The 25,300-nt window shown below is 58.6% G+C and carries 27 protein-coding genes; 21 read left to right on the top strand and 6 right to left on the bottom strand.

Annotated features, from left to right (window positions below):
* Position 1 precedes the first annotated feature (1 nt).
* The 11 genes from GSF67_RS24240 to actP are packed head-to-tail and all read left to right on the top strand — an operon-like array spanning position 2 to position 10,780.
* Complete coding sequence (locus GSF67_RS24240) at positions 2-1,210, top strand: ABC transporter substrate-binding protein (RefSeq protein ID WP_006316149.1); 1,209 nt, start codon at positions 2-4, stop codon at positions 1,208-1,210.
* A gap of 34 nt (positions 1,211-1,244) precedes the next feature.
* A complete protein-coding gene (locus GSF67_RS24235) occupies positions 1,245-2,255 on the top strand; it encodes an amidohydrolase family protein (protein ID WP_006316148.1) in 1,011 nt (336 codons plus the stop codon).
* Positions 2,245-3,783: an aldehyde dehydrogenase gene (locus GSF67_RS24230; protein ID WP_006316147.1), complete on the top strand. Its 1,539-nt coding sequence runs from the start codon at positions 2,245-2,247 to the stop codon at positions 3,781-3,783. Before GSF67_RS24235 ends, GSF67_RS24230 begins: the two co-directional genes overlap by 11 nt.
* A 31-nt stretch (positions 3,784-3,814) precedes the next feature.
* On the top strand, positions 3,815-4,666 hold the full coding sequence (locus GSF67_RS24225) for a branched-chain amino acid ABC transporter permease (protein WP_006316146.1): 852 nt from the start codon (positions 3,815-3,817) through the stop codon (positions 4,664-4,666).
* A complete protein-coding gene (locus GSF67_RS24220) occupies positions 4,663-5,640 on the top strand; it encodes a branched-chain amino acid ABC transporter permease (RefSeq protein ID WP_006316145.1) in 978 nt (325 codons plus the stop codon). The genes GSF67_RS24225 and GSF67_RS24220 overlap by 4 nt, the downstream gene beginning before the upstream one ends.
* A complete protein-coding gene (locus GSF67_RS24215; RefSeq protein WP_006316144.1) occupies positions 5,640-6,377 on the top strand; it encodes an ABC transporter ATP-binding protein in 738 nt (245 codons plus the stop codon). The genes GSF67_RS24220 and GSF67_RS24215 overlap by 1 nt, the downstream gene beginning before the upstream one ends.
* Positions 6,367-7,092 (top strand): ABC transporter ATP-binding protein, encoded by a 726-nt coding sequence (locus GSF67_RS24210; protein WP_006316143.1) that lies wholly within the window; start codon positions 6,367-6,369, stop codon positions 7,090-7,092. Before GSF67_RS24215 ends, GSF67_RS24210 begins: the two co-directional genes overlap by 11 nt.
* A gap of 30 nt (positions 7,093-7,122) precedes the next feature.
* On the top strand, positions 7,123-8,349 hold the full coding sequence (locus GSF67_RS24205) for an FAD binding domain-containing protein (protein WP_006316142.1): 1,227 nt from the start codon (positions 7,123-7,125) through the stop codon (positions 8,347-8,349).
* 19 nt (positions 8,350-8,368) lie between these two features.
* Positions 8,369-8,776 carry a hypothetical protein gene (locus GSF67_RS24200; protein ID WP_006316141.1) on the top strand — a complete coding sequence of 136 codons (408 nt, stop codon included), beginning with the start codon at positions 8,369-8,371 and terminating at the stop codon, positions 8,774-8,776.
* Between the two features lie 37 nt (positions 8,777-8,813).
* Entirely contained in the window at positions 8,814-9,131 is a 318-nt protein-coding gene (locus tag GSF67_RS24195) for a DUF485 domain-containing protein (protein ID WP_006316140.1), read from the top strand.
* Between the two features lie 17 nt (positions 9,132-9,148).
* Positions 9,149-10,780 (top strand): cation/acetate symporter ActP, encoded by a 1,632-nt coding sequence (gene actP / locus GSF67_RS24190; protein WP_050813506.1) that lies wholly within the window; start codon positions 9,149-9,151, stop codon positions 10,778-10,780.
* 218 nt (positions 10,781-10,998) lie between these two features.
* On the opposite strand, the gene GSF67_RS24185 is transcribed toward actP, so the two are convergent.
* Positions 10,999-11,805 (bottom strand): TetR/AcrR family transcriptional regulator, encoded by an 807-nt coding sequence (locus tag GSF67_RS24185; protein ID WP_244399915.1) that lies wholly within the window; start codon positions 11,803-11,805, stop codon positions 10,999-11,001.
* On the opposite strand from GSF67_RS24185, the gene GSF67_RS24180 reads away from it, so the two are divergent.
* From GSF67_RS24180 to GSF67_RS24155, 6 genes are all read left to right on the top strand, one after another.
* Positions 11,787-12,569, top strand: coding sequence for an ABC transporter ATP-binding protein (locus GSF67_RS24180; RefSeq protein WP_006316137.1), 783 nt, complete (start codon positions 11,787-11,789; stop codon positions 12,567-12,569). The two genes, GSF67_RS24185 and GSF67_RS24180, sit on opposite strands and share 19 nt — an antisense overlap.
* Before the next feature lie 14 nt (positions 12,570-12,583).
* Positions 12,584-13,396 carry an ABC transporter permease gene (locus GSF67_RS24175; protein ID WP_246706532.1) on the top strand — a complete coding sequence of 271 codons (813 nt, stop codon included), beginning with the start codon at positions 12,584-12,586 and terminating at the stop codon, positions 13,394-13,396.
* A 32-nt stretch (positions 13,397-13,428) separates the two neighbouring features.
* A complete protein-coding gene (locus tag GSF67_RS24170; protein ID WP_006316134.1) occupies positions 13,429-14,499 on the top strand; it encodes an ABC transporter substrate-binding protein in 1,071 nt (356 codons plus the stop codon).
* A gap of 78 nt (positions 14,500-14,577) precedes the next feature.
* A complete protein-coding gene (locus GSF67_RS24165) occupies positions 14,578-15,258 on the top strand; it encodes a VOC family protein (RefSeq protein ID WP_006316133.1) in 681 nt (226 codons plus the stop codon).
* A gap of 86 nt (positions 15,259-15,344) precedes the next feature.
* Positions 15,345-16,460 (top strand): NADH:flavin oxidoreductase/NADH oxidase, encoded by a 1,116-nt coding sequence (locus GSF67_RS24160; protein ID WP_006316132.1) that lies wholly within the window; start codon positions 15,345-15,347, stop codon positions 16,458-16,460.
* The gene (locus GSF67_RS24155; RefSeq protein WP_006316131.1) at positions 16,461-16,697 is read left to right on the top strand and encodes a hypothetical protein; all 237 of its coding nucleotides are present in this window, start codon (positions 16,461-16,463) and stop codon (positions 16,695-16,697) included.
* Between the two features lie 257 nt (positions 16,698-16,954).
* Here GSF67_RS24155 and GSF67_RS24150 read toward each other — a convergent pair whose 3' ends face one another.
* From GSF67_RS24150 to GSF67_RS24130, 5 genes are all read right to left on the bottom strand, one after another.
* Positions 16,955-18,628, bottom strand: a complete 1,674-nt coding sequence (locus GSF67_RS24150) for an FAD-dependent oxidoreductase (protein WP_006316130.1) — start codon at positions 18,626-18,628, stop codon at positions 16,955-16,957.
* 52 nt (positions 18,629-18,680) lie between these two features.
* Positions 18,681-18,986, bottom strand: coding sequence for a UBP-type zinc finger domain-containing protein (locus tag GSF67_RS24145; RefSeq protein ID WP_035216640.1), 306 nt, complete (start codon positions 18,984-18,986; stop codon positions 18,681-18,683).
* 30 nt (positions 18,987-19,016) lie between these two features.
* Positions 19,017-19,388, bottom strand: coding sequence for a response regulator transcription factor (locus GSF67_RS24140; RefSeq protein WP_035216639.1), 372 nt, complete (start codon positions 19,386-19,388; stop codon positions 19,017-19,019).
* Between the two features lie 91 nt (positions 19,389-19,479).
* On the bottom strand, positions 19,480-20,121 hold the full coding sequence (locus tag GSF67_RS24135) for a response regulator transcription factor (RefSeq protein ID WP_006316127.1): 642 nt from the start codon (positions 20,119-20,121) through the stop codon (positions 19,480-19,482).
* The gene (locus GSF67_RS24130; protein WP_006316126.1) at positions 20,114-21,385 is read right to left on the bottom strand and encodes a sensor histidine kinase; all 1,272 of its coding nucleotides are present in this window, start codon (positions 21,383-21,385) and stop codon (positions 20,114-20,116) included. Before GSF67_RS24130 ends, GSF67_RS24135 begins: the two co-directional genes overlap by 8 nt.
* 678 nt (positions 21,386-22,063) lie before the next feature.
* Here GSF67_RS24130 and GSF67_RS24125 point away from each other — a divergent pair.
* The 4 genes from GSF67_RS24125 to GSF67_RS24115 all read left to right on the top strand — a co-directional run bounded on the left by GSF67_RS24125 (position 22,064) and on the right by GSF67_RS24115 (position 25,174).
* Entirely contained in the window at positions 22,064-22,582 is a 519-nt protein-coding gene (locus GSF67_RS24125) for a Dps family protein (protein ID WP_006316125.1), read from the top strand.
* A 69-nt stretch (positions 22,583-22,651) separates the two neighbouring features.
* Positions 22,652-22,783, top strand: a complete 132-nt coding sequence (locus GSF67_RS26260) for a hypothetical protein (protein ID WP_006316124.1) — start codon at positions 22,652-22,654, stop codon at positions 22,781-22,783.
* Positions 22,780-23,622, top strand: coding sequence for an alpha/beta fold hydrolase (locus GSF67_RS24120; RefSeq protein ID WP_006316123.1), 843 nt, complete (start codon positions 22,780-22,782; stop codon positions 23,620-23,622). The genes GSF67_RS26260 and GSF67_RS24120 overlap by 4 nt, the downstream gene beginning before the upstream one ends.
* 430 nt (positions 23,623-24,052) lie before the next feature.
* Positions 24,053-25,174 (top strand): alkene reductase, encoded by a 1,122-nt coding sequence (locus tag GSF67_RS24115; RefSeq protein ID WP_035216649.1) that lies wholly within the window; start codon positions 24,053-24,055, stop codon positions 25,172-25,174.
* The last annotated feature ends 126 nt before the right edge of the window (positions 25,175-25,300 follow it).

The following is a 25,300-nucleotide window of genomic DNA, read 5'->3' as shown; positions in this document are numbered from 1 at the left end:
CATGGCGGGTGCTGCTGCGCTTGCCGCATCCCAAATGGCAGGTTCGGCCCTGGCGCAGGTACCGCCGATCAAGATCGGCATGCTGAGCGTCAAGTCCGGCGCGCTTGCTGCCGGTGGCCGGCAGATGGAAGACGGTTTCAGCCTGTTCCTCAAGGAGAGGGGCAATATGATTGCTGGTCGTTCCGTCGAACTGATCGTGGCCGACACCGCCGGGCAGCCCGCCCAGGCCAAGACCAAGGCGCAGGAGCTTGTTCAGCGATCCGGCGTTCATATGGTCGTCGGTCCGGTGGCCGCTTTCGAAGCGCTGGCCATCAACGACTATTTCCAGGAGGCCCAGGTACCGTTTATCTGCTGCTCAGCGGCGGCCGAGGACCTGACGCAGCGCAAGCTCAATCCCTGGTTCATTCGCACTTCATCCACCTCAGCGCAGCCTTGCCACCCGCTTGGTGACTATGCGGCCAAGAAGCTTGGATACAAGCGCATCGCCACGATTGCCGATGACTTTGCATTCGGCCAGGAACAGACGGCAGGGTTCCAGCGCGCGTTCGAGGCAAGCGGCGGTGAGGTCACTACCAAACTTTGGGCTCCGCTGAACGCTGCCGATTACGGCTCGTATATTTCGCAGCTTTCCGGGGTCGATGCGGTGTTCGCGGCCTTTGCCGGCGCTAATGGTCTGCGCTTTCTGCGGCAATACAATGAATACGGCATGAAGGACCAGATTCCGATAATCGCCGCCATGACGACCGTGGATGAAGGCGTTCTGCATAGCATGGGTGACGAGGCGCTCGGCATCATCTCGGCCGGCTGGTATTCAGCCGCGCTGGATACGCCGCAGAACCAGAAGTTCGTCGCAGCGTTGCGCGGCGTCACCGGTGTCGATCCGGGCTTTTATTCGGCATGCTCCTATTCAGCCGGGCTTGCGCTCGAACGAGCGCTGACCGCTGTCGGTGGCAAGGCGGAAGACAAGAATGCGCTAATGGCCGCACTGAAGAAGGCCGTGGTTGCCGACGATCCCCGTGGTCCCTGGCAGCTCGATGACTACGGCAACCCTGTCCAGAACATCTATATCCGCAAGGTCGAACGCAAGGACGGTCGCCTCGTGAATTCGGTGATCAAGACCTATGACCAGGTCACCCAGTTCTGGACCTACCCACCGGACAAATTCCTCGCGGAACCGGTTTACTCGCGAAACGATCCGACCCGGATCTGATCGTCTGCAACGAAGTTAGAAGAAAGGACGTCGCATGATTGTCGACGCGCATAACCATGTTATTCCCGAAAGCACGATCGCGTTCCTCGAAAAGGATGCGGCAACCTTCGGGGTCAAAACCGACACTCTGGACGGTGTCCAGCGTCTCGTCCATCGGGAAGGTTTTGCTTATCCGATGTTCAGTGAGTTCCTCGATCCTATGGAGAAGATCCGCAAGCTCGATGAGCGCGGTTTCGACAAGGCGGTGATCTCGCCTTCGCCGACGCTTTTCTTCTACCGGGTACAGGCCGAGCGGAATGCCGAGTTCGTGCGCTTGCTGAACGAGGAAATCGCACGTTTTGTGCGCTCCGCTCCTGACCGGCTCATCGGCATGGGAACCCTGCCGATGCAGTCGCCGGAGGCTACGATCGCCGAAATCGATTACCTCGTCGATCATCTTGGCTTTCGCTCGGTGATGATCGGCACGCATATCGATGGCGTTCAACTGGCCGATCCCTCGCTGCGGCCGGTCCTCAAACACGCCGCGGACCGCGGCGTGTTCATCCTGACGCATCCCTATTACTTCGGCTCGAAGCCCGGCCTCGAACCCTATTACCTGACAAACCTGATCGGCAATCCGCTGGATACGACTGTCATGACAGCGCATCTGATCTTCGGAAGCGTGATGGAAGAGATCCCGAACCTCAAGATCTGCCTCTCCCACGGCGGCGGTTTCGCGCCGTATCAGGTGGGGCGGCTGATTCACGGCTGGAACGTCCGAAAAGAAGCCAAGACCGTCAACACATCGCCAAAAGATCTGTTGAAGCGCTTCTACTTCGACACGATCACGCATGATCCGCAAGCGCTTCGTTACCTGATCGACTTTGCGGGCGCCGACCATGTGCTGCTGGGAACCGACATTCCCTTCGATATGGCCGATCTAGACCCCTTGGGGACGCTGGCGCTTGCCGACGTCAGCCTGGAGGATCGCACACGCATCATCGCCGGTAACGCCCTTGATCTTTGCGCGACCCTCAACGCGAGGAGCCTTGAAAATGTCCGCTGATACCCACACCAGACGCGCCAGCGCGACAACGGCCATCGTCCGCGGGATCTACATCGACGGTGCGTTCCGCCCATCGTCAGACAGGCAGTTGATGGATATCCGTTCGCCGGCCGATGGCGACATCATCGAAAAAGTGGCTCTGGCCAGCGAGGCTGACGTCGATGCAGCGGTGCAGAGCGCGGCAAGGGCCTTCCGCTCTCCGGACTGGGCCAAGATGTCGGTGCGCACCCGCGCCCGCCTGATTAACAAACTTGCCGATGTCATGGAGGACCATCTCGAGGAACTCTATCAACTCGAGACACTGAACAATGGCCGGCCGATCCGCGAGACGCGGGCGCAGCTTGCCCGCGTCCCCGATCTTTTCCGGTACAATGCGGGGCTGGCGCTGGCTAAACGCGACGACGTCATTCCGGTCGAGGGGGACTACCTCACCTATACCAAGCGGCTTCCCGTCGGTGTTGTTGCCAATATCACACCCTTCAATCATCCGTTGCTGATCGCCTGCCGCAACCTTGCCCCGACCTTTGCATCCGGCTGCACGACCGTCGTCAAGCCGTCGGAATACACGCCGCTCACCACGATGCGGCTGGCGGAGATCTTTTCGGAAGCCGGCCTTCCGCCGGGGGTCTTCAACATCGTCACCGGCAATGGCGCGGTGACCGGCAAGGCCCTGACCAGCCATCCCGGCATTCGCAAGTTGGTGCTCACAGGCGGCACGGAGGCCGGCCGCCTCGCCGGCGCGGCGGCGGCCTCGAATTTCGCACGCCAGACGCTCGAACTCGGAGGCAAGACGCCGGTCGTCGTGTTCGAGGATTATGATCTCGAACAGGCCGTCAACTACGCCGCTTTCGGCGCCTTTGTCGGCGCGGGACAGACCTGCGTCTGCGCTGCCCGCCATATCGTCCAGCGCTCCATTTACGATGCTTTCGTCGAAAAGCTTGCGGCAAAGGCCAAGGCCATCCGTGTCGGCGACCCATTTAGCCCCGATACGCAGATGGGACCGGTCATTTCCGAGCGCCAGCGCGCCCGCGTCCTCGACTATGTGGCAATCGGCGAGCAGGAAGGCGCGCGTCTGGTCGCAGGCGGACGCATTCCGCCCACCCTCGACAATAGCAGCGGCTTCTTCGTGGAGCCGACCGTCTTTGCCGATGTCCGGCCAGACATGCGGATCGCGCAGGAAGAGGTTTTCGGGCCTTTCACAGTGGTCATTCCGTTCGATGACGAGGCCGACGCCGTGCGGATCGCCAATGACAGCCCCTACGGGCTTGCGGCGGCGGTGCGCACCCGTGACGTCGCCCGTGCGCATCGAATGGCGGACAATATCGAGGCAGGCATCGTCTGGATCAACGATCACCACCGCGTCGATGCGGCATCGCCCTGGGGCGGTTTCAAGCTCTCGGGCACGGGTCGGGAATTCGGCAAGGAAGCGTTCGATGCCTATTTCGACGTCAAAGCCGTGATGGTGAACATCGGGGATCGTCCATTCGATTGGTACGACATGGCCGCCGGAGATGTCAGGCTCAATTAACACTGGCATCGAACTCTGGGAGGAGGACTAGATGTATTGGATCACCGGACTATTCAACAGCCTGGCTTTTGCAGCGATACTTTTCGTTCTGGCGGCCGGGTTCTCTTTGATCTTTGGACTGTTGCGCGTGGCCAACCTCACGCATGGAGCGTTCTTCATGCTGGGCGGCTATCTCGCGACGTCCGCGATCGGCCTTGGGTTCTTCCCAGCGGTGCTGGCCGCGGCCCTCGGATGCGCCCTGCTTGGTGGCGCCGTGCAGCATCTGCTGGTGCAACGGCTGGCTGGCAAGGAACTGGCCCAGGTGCTGGCGACGCTTGGCCTTTCCTTCATCATTGCGGACCAATGCCTGCTTATCTGGGGTGGAGACCCGATTTCGGTCTCGGCACCAACCTATCTTCAGGGAGCCGCGCGGCTCGATTTCTTCGCCTTTCCGATCTACCGCCTGTTCCTGATCGCTGCTGCGGCGGCAATTGCCATCGGCCTGTGGCTGCTGGTGGAGCGCACGACGCTCGGCGCCCGCATCCGTGCCGCTGTCGACGACCGGGAAATGGCTCGCGCTGTCGGGGTGCCCGTCACGCGGCTGTTCACGGCCGTCTTCTGCCTGGGCTCTGCACTTGCGGGCGCTGGCGGCGCCCTGGCGGCACCGATCATGTCGGTCTATCCGGGCCTCGACATCGAAATGCTGCCGCTGGCACTTCTGGTGGTCATCATCGGCGGGATCGGCAGCCTTGCCGGATCGCTGATCGGAAGCGGGCTTATCGGCATCATCTACACCTTCGGGCAGATGCTGTTGCCCGATCTCTCATACGTCATTCTGTTTCTTCCCATGGTGCTCGTGCTTGCGGTGCGCCCCGAAGGACTGCTCGGGAGGGCTTCGGTATGAAACATCTTGCTGGAGTACTGGCGCTTGTGATCGGCCTTGCATTGCCCCTGCTTGTTCCCGGGGAATTCTACCTCAGCATCGCGACGCAGATACTGGTTTTCGGACTGTTTGCCGTCAGTGTGAACATCCTGGCTGGCTTCGGTGGCATGGTGTCGCTGGGCCATGCCGGCTTTCTCGGCGTGGCTGCCTATTCCTACGCGATCCTCGTGAACAATCACGGCCTGCCACCGATCATGGCCGCCATCGCCACCCTTCTGATCGGTGCGCTCGTGGCGGCGGCATTCGGGCTGATCGCGCTCAGGACCAAGGGCCTCAGCTTTCTGATGATCACGCTTGCCCTCGGCCAGATCATCTGGGGCGTTGCCTTCCGCTACACGAGCCTAACCAATGGCGACAACGGCATCAGTCTGCCGATCGAAGCACTGCTCGCGACATCGCCGTATGGCCGCTACTATCTGTGCCTTGCGGTGCTCGTCCTCGTGCTTCTGGCGCTTGCCATTTTCGTCCGCTCGCCGTGTGGCGCTGCGCTGAATGGGGTGCGCGACCAACCCCGGCGCATGAGCACGCTGGGTTACAACATCTGGGCGATCCGCTACATCGCCTACATTCTTTCTGGCACCACCGCGGCGCTGGCTGGCATTCTCTATATCCAGATTTTCCGCTTCATCAGCCCGCATGCCCTGTCGCTCACAGCCTCTTCCGAAGGTGTGCTGATGGTGATTTCCGGAGGTATCGGCACGCTTCTCGGACCGGTGGTTGGGGCTGGCATCGTCGTGCTGCTCAAGAATGTCGCAAGCGCCTATACTGATCGCTGGCCCACGCTTCTCGGAATCATATTCCTCTTCATCATTCTCGTCGTGCCGGAAGGTCTGCTGCCGGGAACGAAGCGGATTGCGTCCAAGCTCTTCAGCCGCCTCGCGAGCCGTCGAACAGCACCCGCTCCCTATGTCACCCAATCCCAGGAGGCACGCTGATGTACGCGCTTGAAGTGACCGATCTTGCCAAAAGCTTCGGCGGCCTGCACGTCATCCAGGGCATTTCCTTCTCGGTTGAGCCGGGCGAGCGCCGGTTGATCCTCGGACCAAACGGAGCCGGCAAGACGACGCTGTTCAACCTGATTGCCGGTGATCTGAAGCCGAGCACCGGCCGCATCTTTCTCAACGGTCAGGACGTCTCCGCGCTGCCCACCCATAGCAGAGCCGCCTGCGGCATCGGACGCACATTCCAGATACTCACCCTCTTTGCCGGTGAGACGCTTGTCCGCAACGTCATGCTGGCAGCGCTTGGCCGATCGCCGAGGCGGTGGAATCCCTTCCGCGCCATGGACGCTGACCGCGAGCTGCGGGAGTTCTCTATGGAGATCCTCAAACGGGTGCACCTGGATCATCTGGCAAAGAAACAGGTTTCCGAGACCTCCTATGGGGAGAGACGACGGCTGGAAATTGCGATGGCGCTGGCGCAGAAGCCGATTCTGGTTCTTCTCGATGAGCCGCTTGCCGGGCTTTCCCGCGAGGAAAGAAAGTCGGTCGAAGTGCTGCTCGAGGAACTGCCGGCGGACCTCACCATTTTGATGATCGAACACGACATGGATGTGGCGCTCGCCTTCGCGCAGCGGATAGCCCTGCTGCACAACGGCAAACTACTGGTAGATGGAACCCGGGATGAGGTTATCGCCGATCGGCGAACGAAGGAGGCTTATCTTGCTAAATGAACGACCAGCCCTCGCTCTCCAGGGCATCAACAGCTACTACGGCGACAGCCATATCCTGCAGGACGTATCCTTCAGCGTGGCGCGGGGGCATATCCTGGCGCTGCTCGGGCGTAACGGTGCAGGTAAGACGACCTGCATGAATACGGTGGCGGGCCTGCTCAAACCCCGTGGCGGACAGATCTCAGTCGAGGGCCGACAGGTCGAAGGCGCTTCGCCGGAAGCGATCTGCCGCGCTGGCGTGGCGCTCGTGCCGCAGGGACGGCGGATATTTCGAAGCCTAACAGTTACCGAGAATCTCACGGTGGCGCGCAACAAAACCGTCTCCGCCGAACGCGTTCGCTGGGATGTCGCCGCCATCTTCGGCCTGTTCCCGCGCCTTCAGGAACGGAAGAACCATCCCGCCGGCCTTCTGTCCGGCGGCGAGCAGCAGATGCTGGCAATCGGCCGGGCCCTGATGACCAACCCCGCAGTGCTTTTGATGGACGAGCCGACTGAAGGCCTCGCCCCGCAGATCGTGGCAGAGGTCAGTTCCATCATCGCCAAGCTTAAATCACTCGGACTGACGATCGTGCTCGTTGAGCAGCACACGAATTTCGCGCTCAAGCTCGCCGATGAGGTCGTCATCCTCGCGACCGGCGAGATTGCGCTACGCGAGAAAGCAGCGACCCTCGCCGGAAACGATCAACTCTTGGAAAGCCTCTTGGGCGTGCATTGAGCGGTGCCCAGCTTATTACGGAGAATGCAAATGACCATCGCCAAGCATGCTATTATTATCGGCGGCTCAATGAGCGGCCTGTTCGCAGCCCATCTTCTCCTGCGTCAGGGCTGGACCGTAGCCATATACGAGCGGATCTCTTCGGAACTCGCCGGAAGAGGGGCGGGGATCGTCACCCACCAGGAGTTGTTCGACGTACTGGAGGCGTGCGGCATCGACAGCTCAGCGGCTAAGCTCGGCGTCAGTGTCGAAGGTCGCCGCGTGTTCGACCTTAACGGAAGCATTGCCGGGGAACTGTCTCTTCCTCAGGTGCTGACGTCCTGGGGAAAGCTCTACAGCATCCTCAAGGAAGCCCTGCCGGACAACTGCTACCACTACGGTCATAACCTCGTGCGGATTAGCGAAGGCGAAGCCCGTGTGACCGCTGAATTTGGCGACGGTAGCTCTGCGACCGGTGATCTCCTTGTGGGCGCGGACGGCATATTTTCGGCCGTGCGCCTGCAATTCATGCCGGACGCGATGCCAAATTACGTTGGTTATATTGCATGGCGAGGCATGGTGGATGAGGCCGACCTTTCCGAGGAGACACAGCAGGCGATCTGTAACCATTTTGCCTTTTCCCTGCCGTTGGGAGAGCAGATGCTTGGCTATCCGGTTGCTGGCGCGGATGAGTCGATCGAAGTCGGCAGCCGCCGCTTCAATTTCGTCTGGTATCGCCCCGCGGCGCAGGATGGCGGATTGCAAAACATCCTCACGGATGTGGATGGCACAACCCATGCCCTGTCCATTCCGCCCAACAAGATCCGGCCCGAAGTTATTCAGGACATGCGCGACGCAGCGCGACGCACGCTGTCGCCTCAGTTCGCCGAGGTTGTCGAGAAGACGCAGCAGCCGTTCATTCAAGCGATCCAGGACCTTGAGACGCGTCGCATGATGATCGGCAAAAACATTGCTCTGATCGGCGATGCCGCATTTGTCGCCCGCCCGCATGTTGGAATGGGGGTGACCAAGGCTGCGGCTGATGCCTTCGTGCTCGCGCAAGAGCTCGGCAAAGCAAAGACCGTGGCCGAAGCACTGGCAAGATTCGAAAAGGCGCGCCTTGCCTACGGCGCTGCGGTGATCAGGCGTGCCCGTCACCTCGGTGCATACATGCAGGCCCAGATTCTTACGGAAGAAGAAAGGGCGATGGCCGAACGCCACCGCCATCCGGAAGCAATCATGAGCGAGACCGCCGTCGCGACCGGTATCGCAGCGTAACCATAAAAGGAGTTGAAACATGGGAAATGTCGTAATCGAACGCTGGCCTGAAGTCCCCGAGGGTCTTGATCCCGCTCTTGCACGGGAGTTTGTCGAGAATGCCGGAAATGGCCGGGTCGGGAGCACACTCGTGTCGGAGACGGACCGGGTTCGTGTATGGTCTCTGACCTTGAAGCCCTCCGAACGTATCGGATTTCACACGCACGTCCTCGACTACTTCTGGACGGCCGTAACGGGTGGAAGTGCGAGATCGCACTACGGAGATGGCCGGGTTGCCGAGAGAAGCTACAAGCCGGGGGATACCCAGCATCACACTTATGGTCCCGGCGAATTTATGACCCATGACCTTGAAAACACAGGCACGACTGATCTCGTCTTCACGACGGTGGAATTCAAAGATAGTGCCAATGCGCCACTTGCCGTCTGATCGGTAACGGAGGCTTGTCAGAAATAGGACCCTTGTGATGAACACGCATCGAAAGATTGACCTCGACAAGATATCCGAACGAAGCGACTTTCGAACACTAAGTTCGCAGCGAAATTTCCTCGGCTTCAGTTTGGCTTTGGCAATGGCTGTGATCTATTTCACGTTCATAAGTATCGTTGCGTTTTCGCCAGCAACCTTGGCGCATCCTATCTTGCCCGGCTCGGCCGTGAGCATAGGCATCCTTACTGGAATCGCGATCATGGGATCCGGTTTTATTCTGACCGCAATCTACGTGGTCTATGCCTCATCGCGGATCGACCCGATGGTGGCTGCTTTAAAGGAGAAACTGCAGTGAGCATCCGCCAAATCGGAATGGCGGGTGTTACCGCATCACTTTTCCCGTCGTTGGCCTGGGCAGATGCGCTCACCGGAGAGGTGACGCGGCAACGGGTTAATCCACTCGCGATCGGAATGTTTCTGTTGTTCGTGGCCGCAAGCCTTGTCTTGACTTTCTGGGCGGCACGACGCGGCACGCGAACGGCCAGCGATTATTACGCAGCCGGTGGCGGATTAAGCGGCTTGCAGAACGGGCTGGCAATTGCCGGCGATTACACGTCGGCTGCGACCTTTCTTGGCGTGACGGCACTGGTCTACGGTGCCGGCTACGACGGAATGATATACGCGATTGGTTTCCTTGTCGGCTTTCCAATGATTCTGTTCCTGGTTGCCGAACCGCTGCGCAATCTCGGCCGCTTCACGTTTGCGGACCTTGCGGCTTACCGACTTTCAGAAGGGCCAGTGCGGACCGTCGCCGGCGTCAACACACTCGTTATAGTTCTCTTCTATCTAATCGCCCAGATGGTTGGGGCGGGAAAGCTCATCGAACTCTTGTTCGGCCTGCCATACTGGGTAGCGGTTGTACTCGTCGGCACCTTGATGATGCTCTATGTGACCTTTGGCGGGATGCTTGCGACAACCTGGGTGCAGATTACCAAGGCGGTTCTCCTGCTGTCTGGCACACTGCTAATGTCCTATTTGATCCTATCCCAATTCGGGTTCAGCGTCGGTGCCTTATTCAAGAGTGCAGTTGCAGTTCACCCCAAAGGTGCAGCGATCATCGGACCCGGCGGCCTCGTCAAAGACCCGATATCGGCGATTTCCCTTGGTGTGGCGCTAATTTTCGGTACGGCGGGCCTTCCGCACATCTTGATGCGTTTCTTTACGGTGAGTGACGCCCGCCAGGCCCGAGTGTCTGTCCTGGTTGCCACTGGCTTCATCACGATCTTTTATACCCTGCTGTTCGTGCTTGGGTTCGGAGCGATAGCGCTGCTTACGACGGACCCCGTCTACAAAGACGCCGCGGGCGCCATAGTCGGTGGCAGTAACATGGTGGCGATCCATCTTGCTGATAAGCTCGGTGGCTCGGTCCTGCTTGGCTTTATCTCGGCAGTCGCCTTTGCCACCATCCTAGCCGTTGTTTCCGGGCTGACAATGGCTGGAGCTTCAGCTGCGGGGCACGATCTGTTCGCAAGGGCAATCCATGGCGGAAGGGTGACGGAGCGCGCCGAGATCCTCGTTTCGAAGCTCTCCGCCGTTGCCATCAGCATAGTGGCGATTGTGCTTGGCATCCTGTTTGAAAATCAGAACATCGCTTTCATGGTGGGCCTTGTTTTTGCGATTGCTGCCAGCGCCAATTTCCCGGTCATACTGCTGTCCGTCCTGTGGCGAGATTTGACCACGCGTGGTGCGGTCTGCGGCTCGATCGCCGGGCTCGTCTGCGCACTTCTGCTGGTCATGCTGGGGCCGGCCGTGTGGACTACGGTGCTCAAGCTCGGACCGGCACTGTTTCCCTATGACAATCCGGCACTGTTTTCCGTTCCGCTGGCCTTCATAGTCACGTTCGTGGTGTCGCTCACCGACCGCAGCAAGAGTGCCGATCTGGCCCGCAAGGCCTTCAACGATCAGTATGTCACCGCCCATACCGGACTGAAGTCGACGTCGTAACACACGGATCCCCCACTTGCTGTTGTGGGGTACTCTCGGGCGAAAAACCACTTCGGCGTTCGGTCGCTTCGAGCCAGACCTGTGAGAGTTGCGACAGGCAGGTATACCACGACGATTTTTCTAGACCGTGCTCGTTGACAAGGTCACTCAAGATGTCGTTATATTGTTTATCAGTTGATAATCAACGGACCAGTGTGAGTGACCATCCTGCCATTGGTTTACGTTCGTGTCGGACTTTTATGATGATGAGTAAGGCTTTTGAGCGGGTAGCGGGCAAAGAACATCTTGACGGCTTCGTCCACAACGTGGCGGGCTTGCTCGGGATGCGGGATCTCTGCGAGGCCCAGCACCCGGTAGAAGACCAGAGGCTCGTTGATAAGGCCAACAAACTGCCTAGCGGCGAGGTCAGGGTCGTCAATAGCGACAAGGTCTGCGGCTTGGAGATGTTTCATATAAGCAACAAGGGCTTCCAATGTGGGGCGCTTGCCCCTGTTGATGTAAGTCTCCGACAGTGTCGGGTAACGAGCGCTTTCCCTAATGACCATACGTGCTGTGTCAATCGGTTCCTGCGGAAGCCAGAAAGTCATGACTGCAAGGCCAACCTGCTCCAAAGTCCTGATTGGATCACGCAAGGCATTGGTAGAGTTAGTGATTTCCATCATGGGAATACGCGTCCATACCCTTTGCATAGCCGCGGAAAACAGCGCTTCCTTGTTGCCGAACTGGTTGAAGATCGTTCTACGCGATACCCGGGCTTCGGCGGCGATCATGGCCATGCTTACCGCGTTGGAGCTTTTTGCCAGCAGCAGACGGACTGCGGCATCAAGTATCAATTCACGGCTGTCGGCTGGGCGTGCGTTATCAAATCGGTTCATCTTTTTTCGCCTTTTTGGTGTCTCGAAATGCACTGCACAGTGCAGTGCATTTATTTCGCAAAGATTGATGCTCCAACTTTGAGTGAAGCGAAGTGAAGAACTGCAACTAAAGATAAAGAAAGGGGAATGAAATGCAATCATCACACTCATACATTCGCATTGACAAGGCGTCCAAATCATTCATCACGCGCTCCGGCGAAAGCATCGTGGCACTGAGCGAAATCGATTTATCGATAGATAAAGGAAAGTTTGTCACACTGGTGGGACCGAGCGGCTGCGGCAAGAGCACGCTGCTGCGTATGATCGGCGGTCTCATCAAAAAGTCCAGCGGAAGCGTTGCCATATCAGGTGAAGAGGTCAACGGCCCGACCTCCGGTATCGGAATGGTCTTCCAGTCCCCCGTGCTTCTGCCCTGGCGGACCGTCATGGAGAATGTGACGGTCGCGGCCGACATCGGCAATTTCGACCGCAAGACGATCAATGACCGTGCGACACGCTATCTGAACATCGTCGGGCTGGCAGGTTTCGAAAACAAATACCCGTCCGAGCTTTCCGGCGGCATGCAGCAGCGTGTCGGCATTACCCGTGCGCTGGTTCACGATCCCAAGGTTCTTTTGATGGACGAGCCGTTCTCCGCCCTCGACGCGATGACCCGCGACCGCCTTCAAGTGGAGTTGCAGGCCTTGTGGATGGCGAGCCAGAAGACAGTCGTCTTCGTCACGCACAGTATCCAGGAGGCAGTTTTCCTCGCCGACCGGGTCATCGTCCTCGCGCCGCGGCCGGGAAGGGTTGTCGACGACATCACCATCGACCTGCCGCGACCGCGCACGCTCGACCTGATCAATTCCCCGGAATTCGGGAAATACGCCGGTGCGGTTCGCCGGCATTTTGAAGCAGAGGAAATAGTTCAATGACGCGGTCTGTCACAGTGTCTGGCGCGCCGCGCCCCCGCACCATCAGGAAAATTGTATTGCCTCAGTTCGACAATGTCTCATTGATCTCTCTTGGCATCCTCATCGCTTTTCTGGCAACCTGGGAATGGATCCTTATTCCGACCCTTCAGATCAGTCCGGCATTGCTGCCTAAGCCCAGTGCTATCATCGTGGCGTTGTGGAGCGGGCTGACCACCGGGTACCTGCTGTCGGATACATGGATAACCCTGCAGGAAGTCGCCGCCGGCTATGTCGTTGGATCATTGATAGGCTTCCTGCTGGCCATACCGATTGCCGGATCACGCACAGCGGAACGGATATTCTATCCCTATATCGTCGCCTTGCAGGCCATTCCAAAAGTTGCGATCGCGCCGCTCTTTGTCGTCTGGTTTGGCTTCGGAATGAGCTCCAAGATCATCATTGTCGCGCTCATCACGTTCTTTCCGGTTTTCGTCAATGCCGTCATCGGCCTGCGCGCGACCCCGCCTGAACAACTGGAGCTTTTCGACGTTTATGGCGCCAGTGCCTGGAGGCGGTTCCGCTATCTCAAGGTTCCAAATGCCGCGCCCTATCTCTTCGGTGGCCTCAATGTCGGCGTCACGCTCAGCGTGATCGGTGCGATCGTCGCGGAATTCGTCGGCGCACAAGAAGGCATTGGCGCGGCCATCATGCGTGCCGGTTTCGCGCTGGATACCGCCGGTGTCTTCGCGGCCATCACACTTCTCACGCTGATCGCGGCGGGCGCTAGTGCAGGCGTGCAGGCACTGGGACGCCACCTCGTCTTCTGGATGAACCACCCCAACCGATAAACGTCTCAAGCAAAAATAAGGGAACTGATGACATGAAATCGATACTGAAAGCGGCAGCCGTATGTGCCGCAACGACCTTAGCTGTGTCTGCCGTTTCGACCCGGGTTGAGGCGGAGGAGAATGTACGCATCATCAATGGCAACCCGCTGATGATCAATGCCGTATTCGAACTTTATGTGCCGCTGGCAATGGGCTGGTGGAAAGACGAAGGCTACAACGTCGAAGTTGTCTTTTCGCAGGGCTCAGCTGCCGCCGTACAAAGCATGATCGGCGGCAGCGGCGTCGTCGGCATGATGAACAGCACGCCATGGCTGGCAGCCGACAGCAAGGGGCTCGCCGACATCAGGATGGTTGCGACCATGCGCAACACATCCTGGCGTATTCTCACGATGGCGGACAAGCCGATCAAGGCGGCCAGCGAGTTGAAGGGCAAGACCATCGGCATCGCCGTCGCAGGCTCGGGCGGAATGATGTATCTCAATGGCGTCCTGAACAAGGAAGGCATCGACCCGCAACGCGATGTTCGTCAGGCGGTGATCGGTCTCGGCGCCCAGTCCTATGAAGCGCTGAAGATGGGGCGTGTCGATGCAAGCCTGACCTTCATGTCGGAGATCGCCAACTTCAAGGCTCTTGGCAATGAAGCGGCGTTCTTCTACGACGAAAGCTGGCTCGATTTCCCGGATTATGGTCTGGTTGCGACCCGGCAGGCGATGGCCGACAATCCGAAAATGGTGGAGGCTCTGGCGCGCGGCATCGCAAAGGCGCAGGTCTTTGCGGAGGCAAACCCCGAATGTGTGGCAAAGATCTTCCGCAAGAACTACGGCGCGAATAGGACGCTGACGCTGGAGCAGGATACCGAGATCGCAAAATCCAATCTCGCAGAGGCGAAAATCGCTTTCGAACGGGCCGGCGGAAAGCTCTATGCCAATGTGTCCAAGGATGGTCTCGGCAAACTGCAGGCATTCCTTCTGGACAACAAGCTGATCACGCAGACGGTGGATACGGCCAAGCTGGTTCCGGAGGAGCCGGGCTTCTTTGAAAGAATCAACACATTCGACCATCAGGCCGTCGTTGCTCAGGCAAGGGCCTGCGCCGGCTTCTGATCGGCATGCCCAAGGATATCCAGTGCATCGGGGAGTCGATGCGCTGGAGACGTTCCCCTACATACACGGAGTTTTACAATGATACACGTCGATCACGTCTGCCTCGGCACACGCAATCTCTGGGAAGGCACAGAGCGCCTGAGAGCTGAAACGGGTCTCGGTTTTTACGAGGGGGGCTGGTTTCCCAAGCTGGGCCTCGCCAACAAGATCTTCCCCACCGGCGGCGATACCTATATCGAGGTGGAAAGTGTCGTGGACGTTCATGAATACGAGAACGGCAATCCGGCTGCCCGGTTTTTTCGCGACAAGTGCCGCGATGGCGAAGTCTTCATTGGCTGGTGCGCCCGGGTGGACAGCCGGGAGGAGCTTGAACACCTGGCCAAACGCCTCGGCTCCGACGTGTTCGAGACCGGACTTCGCCAGCGCGCTGACGGTACCCTCGGCATTGCTGTCAGAACGCCTGAGACGATCCCATGCTGGAAGGTTGGCTTGCCCAATTTCTTTTACGTAGCCGATATCACCATGCACCCGTCCCGGGTGTCCACACAGCATGGCACTAAAACGCCCTTGGGACTGAGCTGGCTCGAGCTTGGCGGAACAGAGGAAGAGATGAACGACTATCTCGGCATATCGGCGGCTTCACTGAATCTCAGGTTCAATGGCGGCGCTCACGGCTTGCATGCAATGGGCGTCAACACAACCGCTGGAGAAGTCGAAATTCGCAGGAACGTTCTCAGCAGCACCACCGGGAAACTGTAGGTTTGGTGGTAGCTGTTACATGCTGAACCTGCCGCCGACACCGTTCCAAGGTGTCAGCGGCATTCACAATCGTACTGGAGACACACATGAGCGGCAGCAGACTTTTTAGGCCCATCACGATCAATTCCCTGCAACTGGAAAACCGCATCATCATTGCGCCGATGTGCCAGTATTCGGCCAAAAATGGTGAAATGACCGACTGGCATCTTATGCATCTTGGCAATCTTGCCCTGTCTGGCGCGGGGGCGGTGACAATAGAAGCAACGGCGGTTTCGCCGGAAGGCCGCATCTCCTATGGTGACGTCGGACTGTATTCGGACGCATGCCAGACGGCGATGGACCGCGTTTTGAGCGGAATTCGCCGTTGGTCCGACACGCCATTCATCATCCAGCTCGGCCATGCCGGCCGGAAGGCGTCAACGGAGATCCCGTGGAAGGGCGGACATCAGATCGGCCCGGCGGATCGTGGCGGCTGGAAGACGGTCGGCCCCAGTTCGGTTCCATTTCGCGCGGAATACGATCCTCCGGCCGCCCTTGACGTTTCCGATCTCGCTCGTTTGCGCTCAGCCTTTGCCGATGCTGCCAAACGTGCAGGTTCCCTGGGGCTCGACGGTATCGAGCTTCATGGGGCTCATGGCTATCTGCTGCATCAATTCCTGTCTCCGCTGTCCAATCACCGCACCGATCAATATGGCGGATCGCTTGAAAACCGCATGCGTTTTCCGCTTGAGGTGTTTGAGGCCGTTCGCGCCGTGTTTCCCGCCGAGCGGCCGGTCACGATGAGGATCTCGGCAACCGATTGGGTAGAAGGCGGCTGGGAAATCCACCAAACCGTCAGCTTTGGCAAAGCACTGAAAGCCCTTGGCTGTGACGCTATTCATGTGTCGACGGGCGGGCTGGCCAGCAATCAGGAAATACCGGTCGGGCCCAACTATCAGGTTCCGTTCGCCCGGGTCGTGAAGCAGGAGGTTGGGATTCCGGTCATTGCGGTCGGCCTGATCACGGAATTCGAACAGGCTGAAGGGATCCTGACAACAGGGGACGCGGATATGATCGCGATTGCAAGAGCGGCGTTGTACGATCCCCGGTGGCCCTGGCATGCGGCTGCGCATTTTGGAGATCAGGTTCCGGCGCCCGGCCAGTATCTTCGTTGCCAACCTCGTCAGTTTCGCAACCTGTTCCGCGAAAAAAGGCTTGATTAAATGTTGGCGCGCGCGAGCATTGATCAGACCGTCGATATGCCGCAGACGCAGATCTCGCGGGATGTCATTCATGTGCTGCACGGTGACAGCGGGCAGGAATTGATCTTCAGTCACGGCACTCGTGAGATCGCCGATCTGGTGATTGCCGCAGAGTGGCTTGGCTCCGCGGTGCGCGGTACGGTCACTCGACGAATCATCAGAAGCGCTATTTTGGCTATATCGCGTAGCGCGGGTTGATCCCCGAGACAGACCCTCCCACAGGCGGCACTCCACTTCTCAATCGCTTTGGTTTTTCATGGCCGCCCGGCTGTTCAAGTGCTCGGCTATCTGCTCCTAGGAAAGAAGGGCGCCGTTGGCCGGGACATCGAGGTCTATTACCGACAGCTGTGTGCCTCGGAACTCTGAGCGCTTAGCGAGAGCCCGCCATGAAACGAAAGAAGCAATCCGTCGGCGTCTGACGGCAGGTCGTTAGCGCCCCGGGAGATAGGCAAGTGTCACGGCGACGCGCTCACAACGCTCAGTGCAGCGTGGATCTGCGAGACGACAGCGGCCCCCTCGCCGACGGCTGCGGCAACCCGCTTGGTTGATCCGGCCCGGACATCGCCAATGGCAAAGACGTTCGGCAGGCTGGTTTCGAGGGGCAGGGGATTGCGGGTTGTGCTGCAGAGTTTGTCGAAGGCCTGACCGGTGATGATGAAGCCTTTGGCATCTGTATGGACGCGGTCGCTGATCCAGCCGGCATTGGGATCGGCGCCAATGAACAGAAAAAGATGGTGGAGCGGCAGCATGTGTTCGCTGCTATCCAACCGATTGTGAATAGTCGCAGAGGTGAGGCCAGTCGCGGGATCGCCAGCGACCGCGTTCACTTCGCAGTTCATATGAAGTTCGACATTGGGCAGAGATTTGATGCGGTCGATCAGGTATTGCGACATCGTCTCCTCCAGCGCGCGACGGACGACGAGATGCAGCTTCGCGACCTGCGGTGCGAGAAACACGATAGCCTGGCCCGCAGAATTGCCGCCACCGACCAGCGCAACCTCCTCGCCGGCACAAAGCTTTGCCTCGATGGGCGAAGCCCAGTAGGATACGCCGTTTCCCTCGAACGTCTCTATGCCGGCTACATCAGGCCGTCGGTAGCGAGCACCCGATGCGATCACGACGCTGCGCGCCTGTACCGCCTTGCCACCGGAAAGTTCAAGCTTGATCGCGCCGCCCGGGTGTTCGGGTGGGACCAAACTATCGACTTCAACCGGTAGCACCATTTCCGCCCCAAACTTCAGAGCCTGATTATAGGCGCGACCCGCCAGAGCCTGGCCGGAAATGCCGGTTGGGAAGCCGAGATAGTTCTCGATACGCGAAGAGGCGCCGGCCTGTCCTCCGACGGAGCGTTCATCGATGACGATCACGTCTAGGCCCTCGGAGGCGGCATAGACCGCGGTTGCAAGACCCGCTGGTCCAGCCCCGACCACAGCGACATCATAGACCTTGCCGGGCGTAAGCTCCGGGGTCATCCCCATGCAGGTTGCCGCCTGCGCCTCCGTCGGGTTTTTCAGCACTGTGCCGTTGGGACAGACCATCAGAGGGAGTTCGGAAGCCAGAATGCCCAGGCGCTCGATCAGCGCCCGGCCTTCGCCCTCCGCTGTTGCATCGAGTATGATGTAGGGAAAGGCATTGCGGGCAAGAAAGCTCTGCAGGCGCGAGAGCGCGGCGTGACCTGCCACACCGATCAGTACGGAGCCAGCGCCGGCGTCGATCAGAGCAACGCGGCGTAGGATGAAGGCGCGCATGATGATCTCGCCAACATCCGCAGAGCCGATCACCAGCGCCCGTAAATGCACCGCATCGAAGGCAATTGCCGTACAGCCTTCCGCTCCGGCCCGAGCACCCGCCAGTGTCGGGCGACCCGAGAGTTGGTTGACCTCACCCGACAGATGGCCGACGCCATGCGTCGTGATCGGCGCCTCGTGGGAAAGGCCCTCGTGACGAAACACGTCCATCGTGCCTTCCAGCACGAGCCAGGCAGGTACTGCGTGATCGCCAATCTTATAAATGAAGGTACCGGGTTCGAAATGCTTCGGCTCGCCTAAGGCAAAGCGTTTGGCTGTCTCGACCTGCCGGGGGCTGAGCTCCGGAAACATCTGGTGCTGTCGTGCGCTGAGATCCGCCATCATTTATCCTCGAGCTCGAATTGTTGGATATGCCCTGCCGCAGAGTCCGCGGTCAGTAATAACGCGGGATTGGCCCGCGCTGCGGCGTCTGGTCCGGCAATTCCACCATGATCTCATCGACATAGCACCAGCCCCAGCCTTCCGGCGGATCATAGCCCTCAATGATGGGATGACGGGTCGAGTGATAGTGCGCGGTGGCGTGTCTGCCTGGAGACTGATCGCAGCAGCCGACATGGCCGCATTCGCGGCAGAGCCGCAGGTGAAGCCAAACCTGGCCGGTCTTGAGGCATTCCTCGCAGCCGAGCGTCATCGGCTTGACCGACCGGATGGTGGATGTGTGCGAGCATCGGTGAGACATCAATTCCACTCCATGAGATGTTGACGGTCGTCATTGAGACAACGCTTGTTCTAGGCAGAGCACGAGCTGGCGGAAGTCCACAGGCTTGCCAAGAAAGGCGAAAGCGCCGCCGTCCAATGCTGCTGCTCGCGTCCGTTCGTCGCTGTAAGATGTCATGAAGATCATCGGCGGCTTTGGTTGGGCCTGCCCGTTCAATACGGCCTGCAGTTCGATGCCGCTCAGACCCGGCATCTTGACGTCGACCAGCATGCAGTCGATCGCAACGCGATCACCATCGGCGAGAAAATCTTCCGCAGACGAAAACAGCCGGCTCTCATATCCGCAGGACAAAACGAGATCGTCAAGGGCTTCGCGGATCGACCGATCGTCGTCAACGATGGCTATGACAGGTGTTCTGGACAATGTGTTTGGGCCTTGGCTGGTAAAATCCACTGGCCTTGATATACGCCGCCGAGATCGAGCATTGCACCATACATGGGTCTAGGTTTTGTATTCAAAGCCCCAGCAGTTCGGCTTTCCGCACGAGTTCGGCAACGGAGCGTGCCTCCATCTTGCGCATGACATTGCCGCGATGGAGTTTCACGGTGATTTCGCTGATGCCAAGGTTGAAGGCAATCTGCTTGTTCATGAGACCTTGGACGACAGCTGCCATCACTTCGTGTTCGCGGCGTGTCAACGTCTGGGCGAGTTCGGTGACGGCACTATTGGTCGCTGATTGCTGGCGAACCTCACGGTCTTTTTGGAACGCCACGGAGACCGCATCGAGGATGTCCTGATGCCGAAACGGCTTGGCGAGGAAGTCGATGGCGCCGGCTTTCATCGCGCGCACGGTCATCGGAATATCGCCATGCCCGGTCATGAAGATGATCGGCATGCGGTTGCCGAGCTTTTCCAGATGCAGTTGGAAATCGAGACCATTCGCGCCGGGCAGGCGAACGTCCAGCAGGATGCAGCCCGGTCGGCTGAGGTCGGCATTGTCGAGCAGATCCTGAGCGCTCTCAAAAGATCTAGCTTCCGTGCGTATCGACAAAAACAGATCGACCAACGCCTCCCGGATCGATGGATCGTCGTCGACGACATAAACGACGGGCGTATCGCCGTTTGGCAGTTGGGCAGATTTTCTCGCATCATTCATGGATGGCCTCGATCGGGACTATCATTTCGAACTCGGCGCCGCCGTCGGCATGGTTGCCGGCTGTCAGCGAACCTCCACGGGCTTCCAGCATGCTGCGGCAGATGGCGAGGCCCATGCCCATGCCGGTTTCCTTGGTGGTGCAGAACGGCTTGAACAGGGTTTGAAGTATGTCGGAGCTGAGACCGGGGCCGATGTCGCGCACCTTGATTGCCACGCTCTGGGCGTCGGCGGCTTCAATTGCTACCTCTATCCGCCGCTGGGCTTCCGGCGTGGCGTCCATGGCCTGAAGCGCGTTGGTGATCAGGTTGATCAAAACTTGCTGCAGCTCGATCCTGACGGCTTTGACAGTTGGAAGATCGCCTGGAGCGATGATTTCGAACGGGATACTATTTCTAAGCAGTTCGCTTTCCATCAAGGCTCGTGTTTCGGTGACGAGATCGACCAACGATATGGGTTCGAGAACGGGCGCACGGTTGCCAAGCATAGACCGTGTGCTCTGGATGATGTCGCTGGCACGTTGGCTGTCGCGGACAATGCGCTCGGCGGAGCGGGAAACCGCCGCCAGATCGGGCGGATCGCGATCAAGCCAACGCTGCAGGGCCTGGGCGTTGACGACGAGTGCGCCGAGTGGCTGATTGAGTTCATGGGCCAGCGACGCCGAAAGGGCACCGACAGTTGCCGCCCGAGACGCAAGTGCGAGTTCAGCTTGAGCCTCGAAAAGCGCCTTCTGAGTCATTTCACGTTCGGTGACATCAAACATGCCGACAATGACGCGGTTGAAGTTGGCGATATCCTCCGGAAAGCCAACCGTCAGCAAGACCATCTTCAGGCTGCCATCGGCCGTGATAACCGTGCCTCTGCCCTCGAAGTGTCTCTTATGGTCGAAGATGGCCACCAGCAAATCCAGAAAAGTCACGTCGTCCTGGGCAATATAGCGGCGCATCGAGCGCACGTCCTGTGCATCAACAATGCCGAGAAGTTCGAGCGCAGCGGCATTTGCCGCAATTGTCGGGACGCGCGCGATGCAGTCTTCAATGAAATCAGGATTGTCCCGTGCATACATGCGCAGATCGACCACACCTTTAGCCCGGAGGTCCATCAACAGGCCGCGCACCTCCGAGTAATCGCGCTCCCAAAGGGCGACGCGGCCCTGTTCGAAGATCGTACGGTAACGCTCCTCGCTGCTGCGAAGTGCGGCGTTGAAGCGCAGCAGATCGAGGCGCGCACGCTGGTTTCGAATGATCAATGCGCAGGTGATTGCCATTGCAGCAACAGCAACTGCCAGGCGGAGTGCGGCAGCCAGATCACCCTGTAACCCATGTGCTGTCCCATACGAAAATATCGAAAGGCTTACACAGATGCCTGTCAGAAGCAGCGTACCCTTTTCCGTCAGCGTTTCTGCCGAGAGTAGCAGGGTGATTACATAGAGCGTGGCGAGTGCGCTGTGGATGTCTGTGAATGTGTCGAAATAAAAAACCGTCGCTGCGAGGGCAACGGCGAAGATAAGTATTCCGCTCTCATGGCGCGCCCAGACGCCGTTTCGGGTTCACAAGAACAAGCGACCGCAATGCTTTACCCCACTTCGATTTCACTGGGATGATCAAGCCATTCCGCTTTATAAAATACAATCGCAATATCGACTATTCCGTGCAAACTCAATCTCATACGCCTCAAAAAAAGCCATCCCAGCGCGGCTGGGATGGCCTCAATCGGATCGCGACATCCGAGGGTTCAGGGGAGGGGATGCCTGAACCGTCAGGGCTTTAGTGCCCAGCCTGTCTTCTTGGGAGGGGACAGAAGACACCCAACTTGTAGCCTCGGCCGCCGCCTTGCGAAACTATACCAAGGTGTGGGTTCGCCTAGCCAAGCATTGGATACTGCGTTCTGCGGTCGTCGTCTAAAAACGTCTCCAGCAACTTCGACAACCCCAATGGAGACCGTTATGGACCGCACACTGACCGAGAAACACCGCAAGTCGCCGCTCGCAACGCCGACATCTCTGAGCTCCAATGCAACAACCGATATTTCCGGTGCTCTGACAGCGCTCCTGGCCGATGTCTTCGCACTCTACCTCAAGACCAAGAATTTTCACTGGCATATGAGCGGACCGCATTTTCGCGATTACCACCTGATGCTCGACGAGCAGGGTGAGCAGATCTTTGCCATGACCGACGATATCGCAGAACGGGTCCGCAAGGTGGGCGGCACCACGATCCGCTCGATCGGGCACATAGCCCGTGTCCAGCGTCTGCTGGACAATGATGCGGACTTCGTCACGCCTGATGACATGCTGGCCGAACTGCACGAGGACAATCTCACACTGGTTTCGCTGATGAAGGAAACACATGCACTGTGCGACGAGCATGGTGACATCGCCACGGCGAGCCTGATCGAAAACTGGGTGGATGAGGCCGAGCGCCGCGCCTGGTTTCTGTTTGAGACCACCCGCCGCGCCAAGTGACGGCTTGAGCCTTTCAATTGGCCACAGGCCGGCTCTTCTTCCGGCGGTTCGGCCCTTCCGGAGGGACCGATGAACACTGAATTTTCTCTTTCCTGCCGGCAGATCCTGCTGACCGGCACCAGCATCTCTCTTGCCTTGGCCCTTCCGGCAGTCGCTGCAGAGAAGAAACCTTCCCCCAATCCAAAGGAATCGAACCGATGACCCAGAATTTTGTGACCACCAAGGACGGCGTTGAAATCTTCTACAAGGACTGGGGCCCGAAGGATGCGCAGCCGATCGTCTTCCACCATGGCTGGCCGCTGTCCTCCGACGATTGGGACACTCAGATGCTGTTCTTCGTCAATCAAGGCTACCGTGTAGTCGCCCATGACCGCCGCGGCCATGGCCGCTCGGCCCAGGTGAGCGAAGGCCACGACATGGACCACTACGCCGCCGATGCGGCAGCCATTTTCCAGCATCTCGATCTGCGCAATACCGTCCATATCGGCCATTCGACAGGCGGCGGCGAAGTCGCGCGCTATGTCGCGAAATACGGCCAGCCGCAGGGTCGGGTCGCCAAAGCAGTGCTTGTCAGTGCCGTCCCGCCGCTGATGGTCAAGACAGCAGGCAACCCTGGCGGCACGCCGATCGAGGTGTTCGACGGCTTCCGTGCTGCTCTGGCAGCCAATCGTGCGCAGTTCTTCCTCGACGTTGCGTCCGGTCCCTTCTACGGCTTCAACCGCGAGGGTGCCAAGGTCTCGCAAGGCGTGATCAACAATTGGTGGCGCCAGGGCATGATGGGCAGCGCCAAGGCCCATGCTGATGGTATCAAGGCCTTTTCAGAGACCGATCAGACCGAAGACCTCAAGGCGATTACCGTGCCCACTTTGGTCACTCAGGGCGATGACGATCAGGTCGTGCCCTACAAGGACGCATCGGAACTCCAGGCCAAGCTGTTGAAAAATAGCACGATCAAAATCTACAAGGGCTTCCCGCACGGCATGCTGACCACCCATGCCGAGGTCATCAATCCTGACCTGCTGGCCTTCATCAAAAGCTGATTGCCTAGGTTTCCGACACTCGGATATGGCGGTCCTTCAGGCCGCCACCTCTCCCGGTATTACGATAAATGCCTTACTGCGTTTGTTCATCTACCAGGTACCCAGATTAACTGGCTGGACCCGGCTGGTTATGGTGCTCGCCACATGGTCTCGCTGATCACGGAAGTCCGCGACCTGAACCCCTCGATTTGGCGATCGCCAGCCTTATTGAGAACTGGGTCGATAAGACTGATTACCTGACAGGCGACGACTGAATTCATCAGCATATCCCTGACCACTGTTGGACCTGAAAGTGGTCGCTTGGCATTATCGTATCGAAAATTGATATGCCGATCGATCATTTATGCCCACTACAGCGTCGAGCGTTGTGAGGCTAGGTTTAATTGCTCGAGTCAAGCATATTGTAACGTCAAAATTGAAAGACAAAGCCGTGAACGCCAACCTTTTTACTTCCATAGAATTAGCGGGCCTTACCTTGCGTCATCGTATTGCGATGGCACCTCTGACCCGATCGCGAGCCGGGCAGCCAGGTAACGTGCCAACCACGATGAATGTGGATTATTACCGACAGCGCGCGAGTGCCGGTTTGATCATTACCGAGGCCACCCAGATCTCGCAGCAGGGACAGGGTTATGCCTGGACGCCGGGTATCTATACGCCCGAGCAAGTTGCGGGCTGGCTTGAAGTCAGCAAAGCCGTTCACGAAGAGGGCGGCATCATATTCCTGCAGCTATGGCACGTCGGGCGCGTTTCTCACCCAAGCTTCCAACAGGACGGCGGACTGCCAGTGGCTCCGACCGCAATGCCGGTGCCCGGAAAGACGTTCATTGTCGATGAAACGGGCAGGGGCGTCTGGGGAGATATCCCGGAGCCGCAGGAGCTGACTAAGAGTGGAATCGAGGCGATCATCGGTGACTATGTCACGGCTGCCCGGAACGCCATCGCTGCCGGTATGGACGGTGTGGAGATCCATGCGGGCAACGGCTATCTGCTGGACCAGTTCATCAACAGCAACAGCAATCATCGCATGGATCAATATGGCGGCTCGAAAGAAAACCGCGCGCGGCTGCTTCTGGAAGTCACCGATGCAATTTCCAGGGAGATTGGTGCCAGCCGGGTGGGTGTTCGTTTGACACCAATGGGGCGTTTCATGGGGATGGGAGACGACACTCCAGAAGAAACATTCGGTTATATAGCCGAACAACTCAGCAGACGTAGTCCCGCATACCTTCACCTGGTGGAGCCGGAAATCGTCGGAACTGTTCTGGATGAACACTACGATCCTCGCTGGGATAGCATCATGAAGCTTCTTCGCGAGCGGTTCAAAGGTCCATTGATTTTGGCAGGCGGCTTCACCTACGAAAAAGCCCAAGCGGCCATTGCCGAAGGACGGGGTGACGTCATTGCATTCGGACGGCTGTTCATCGCAAATCCCGACCTCCCGTATCGTTTGCGCACCGGTGCTCGCTTGAACGACCCTGACAGTTCAACCTTTTTTGGCGGAGACAGCCGTGGATATGTGGACTACCCGGCGCTCGTCGAGACTGAATGAGGCGAACATCAAGCCAAGGTCAACCCTACACCAAGGTCTAGGTTTGCCCAGCTCATAGTGCAATTCCGTGCGCAGCCCAATCGGTTAAAATCCTGGCTACCAATTTCCGGATGGTGGGATGGATAC

The organism is Agrobacterium sp. CGMCC 11546 (assembly GCF_013365515.1).
Lineage (GTDB): Bacteria > Pseudomonadota > Alphaproteobacteria > Rhizobiales > Rhizobiaceae > Agrobacterium > Agrobacterium fabrum.
This window is presented reverse-complemented; position numbering and strand designations above follow the sequence as displayed.

What these genes read in the sequence shown, in the direction of transcription:
- GSF67_RS24230 (WP_006316147.1), top strand. Translation starts at nt 2,245, where the DNA reads ATGTCCGCTGATACCCACACCAGACGCGCCAGCGCGACAACGGCCATC.
- GSF67_RS24205 (WP_006316142.1), top strand. Translation starts at nt 7,123, where the DNA reads ATGACCATCGCCAAGCATGCTATTATTATCGGCGGCTCAATGAGCGGC.
- GSF67_RS24135 (WP_006316127.1), bottom strand. Translation starts at nt 20,121, where the DNA reads ATGAATGATGCGAGAAAATCTGCCCAACTGCCAAACGGCGATACGCCC.
- GSF67_RS26260 (WP_006316124.1), top strand. Translation starts at nt 22,652, where the DNA reads ATGAACACTGAATTTTCTCTTTCCTGCCGGCAGATCCTGCTGACCGGC.
- GSF67_RS24185 (WP_244399915.1), bottom strand. Translation starts at nt 11,805, where the DNA reads ATGAGTGTGATGATTGCATTTCATTCCCCTTTCTTTATCTTTAGTTGC.
- actP (WP_050813506.1), top strand. Translation starts at nt 9,149, where the DNA reads ATGGCGGGTGTTACCGCATCACTTTTCCCGTCGTTGGCCTGGGCAGAT.
- GSF67_RS24130 (WP_006316126.1), bottom strand. Translation starts at nt 21,385, where the DNA reads ATGGCAATCACCTGCGCATTGATCATTCGAAACCAGCGTGCGCGCCTC.
- GSF67_RS24235 (WP_006316148.1), top strand. Translation starts at nt 1,245, where the DNA reads ATGATTGTCGACGCGCATAACCATGTTATTCCCGAAAGCACGATCGCG.
- GSF67_RS24145 (WP_035216640.1), bottom strand. Translation starts at nt 18,986, where the DNA reads ATGTCTCACCGATGCTCGCACACATCCACCATCCGGTCGGTCAAGCCG.
- GSF67_RS24180 (WP_006316137.1), top strand. Translation starts at nt 11,787, where the DNA reads ATGCAATCATCACACTCATACATTCGCATTGACAAGGCGTCCAAATCA.
- GSF67_RS24150 (WP_006316130.1), bottom strand. Translation starts at nt 18,628, where the DNA reads ATGGCGGATCTCAGCGCACGACAGCACCAGATGTTTCCGGAGCTCAGC.
- GSF67_RS24155 (WP_006316131.1), top strand. Translation starts at nt 16,461, where the DNA reads ATGTTGGCGCGCGCGAGCATTGATCAGACCGTCGATATGCCGCAGACG.
- GSF67_RS24225 (WP_006316146.1), top strand. Translation starts at nt 3,815, where the DNA reads ATGTATTGGATCACCGGACTATTCAACAGCCTGGCTTTTGCAGCGATA.
- GSF67_RS24215 (WP_006316144.1), top strand. Translation starts at nt 5,640, where the DNA reads ATGTACGCGCTTGAAGTGACCGATCTTGCCAAAAGCTTCGGCGGCCTG.
- GSF67_RS24170 (WP_006316134.1), top strand. Translation starts at nt 13,429, where the DNA reads ATGAAATCGATACTGAAAGCGGCAGCCGTATGTGCCGCAACGACCTTA.
- GSF67_RS24200 (WP_006316141.1), top strand. Translation starts at nt 8,369, where the DNA reads ATGGGAAATGTCGTAATCGAACGCTGGCCTGAAGTCCCCGAGGGTCTT.
- GSF67_RS24160 (WP_006316132.1), top strand. Translation starts at nt 15,345, where the DNA reads ATGAGCGGCAGCAGACTTTTTAGGCCCATCACGATCAATTCCCTGCAA.
- GSF67_RS24240 (WP_006316149.1), top strand. Translation starts at nt 2, where the DNA reads ATGGCGGGTGCTGCTGCGCTTGCCGCATCCCAAATGGCAGGTTCGGCC.
- GSF67_RS24120 (WP_006316123.1), top strand. Translation starts at nt 22,780, where the DNA reads ATGACCCAGAATTTTGTGACCACCAAGGACGGCGTTGAAATCTTCTAC.
- GSF67_RS24220 (WP_006316145.1), top strand. Translation starts at nt 4,663, where the DNA reads ATGAAACATCTTGCTGGAGTACTGGCGCTTGTGATCGGCCTTGCATTG.
- GSF67_RS24125 (WP_006316125.1), top strand. Translation starts at nt 22,064, where the DNA reads ATGGACCGCACACTGACCGAGAAACACCGCAAGTCGCCGCTCGCAACG.
- GSF67_RS24165 (WP_006316133.1), top strand. Translation starts at nt 14,578, where the DNA reads ATGATACACGTCGATCACGTCTGCCTCGGCACACGCAATCTCTGGGAA.
- GSF67_RS24195 (WP_006316140.1), top strand. Translation starts at nt 8,814, where the DNA reads ATGAACACGCATCGAAAGATTGACCTCGACAAGATATCCGAACGAAGC.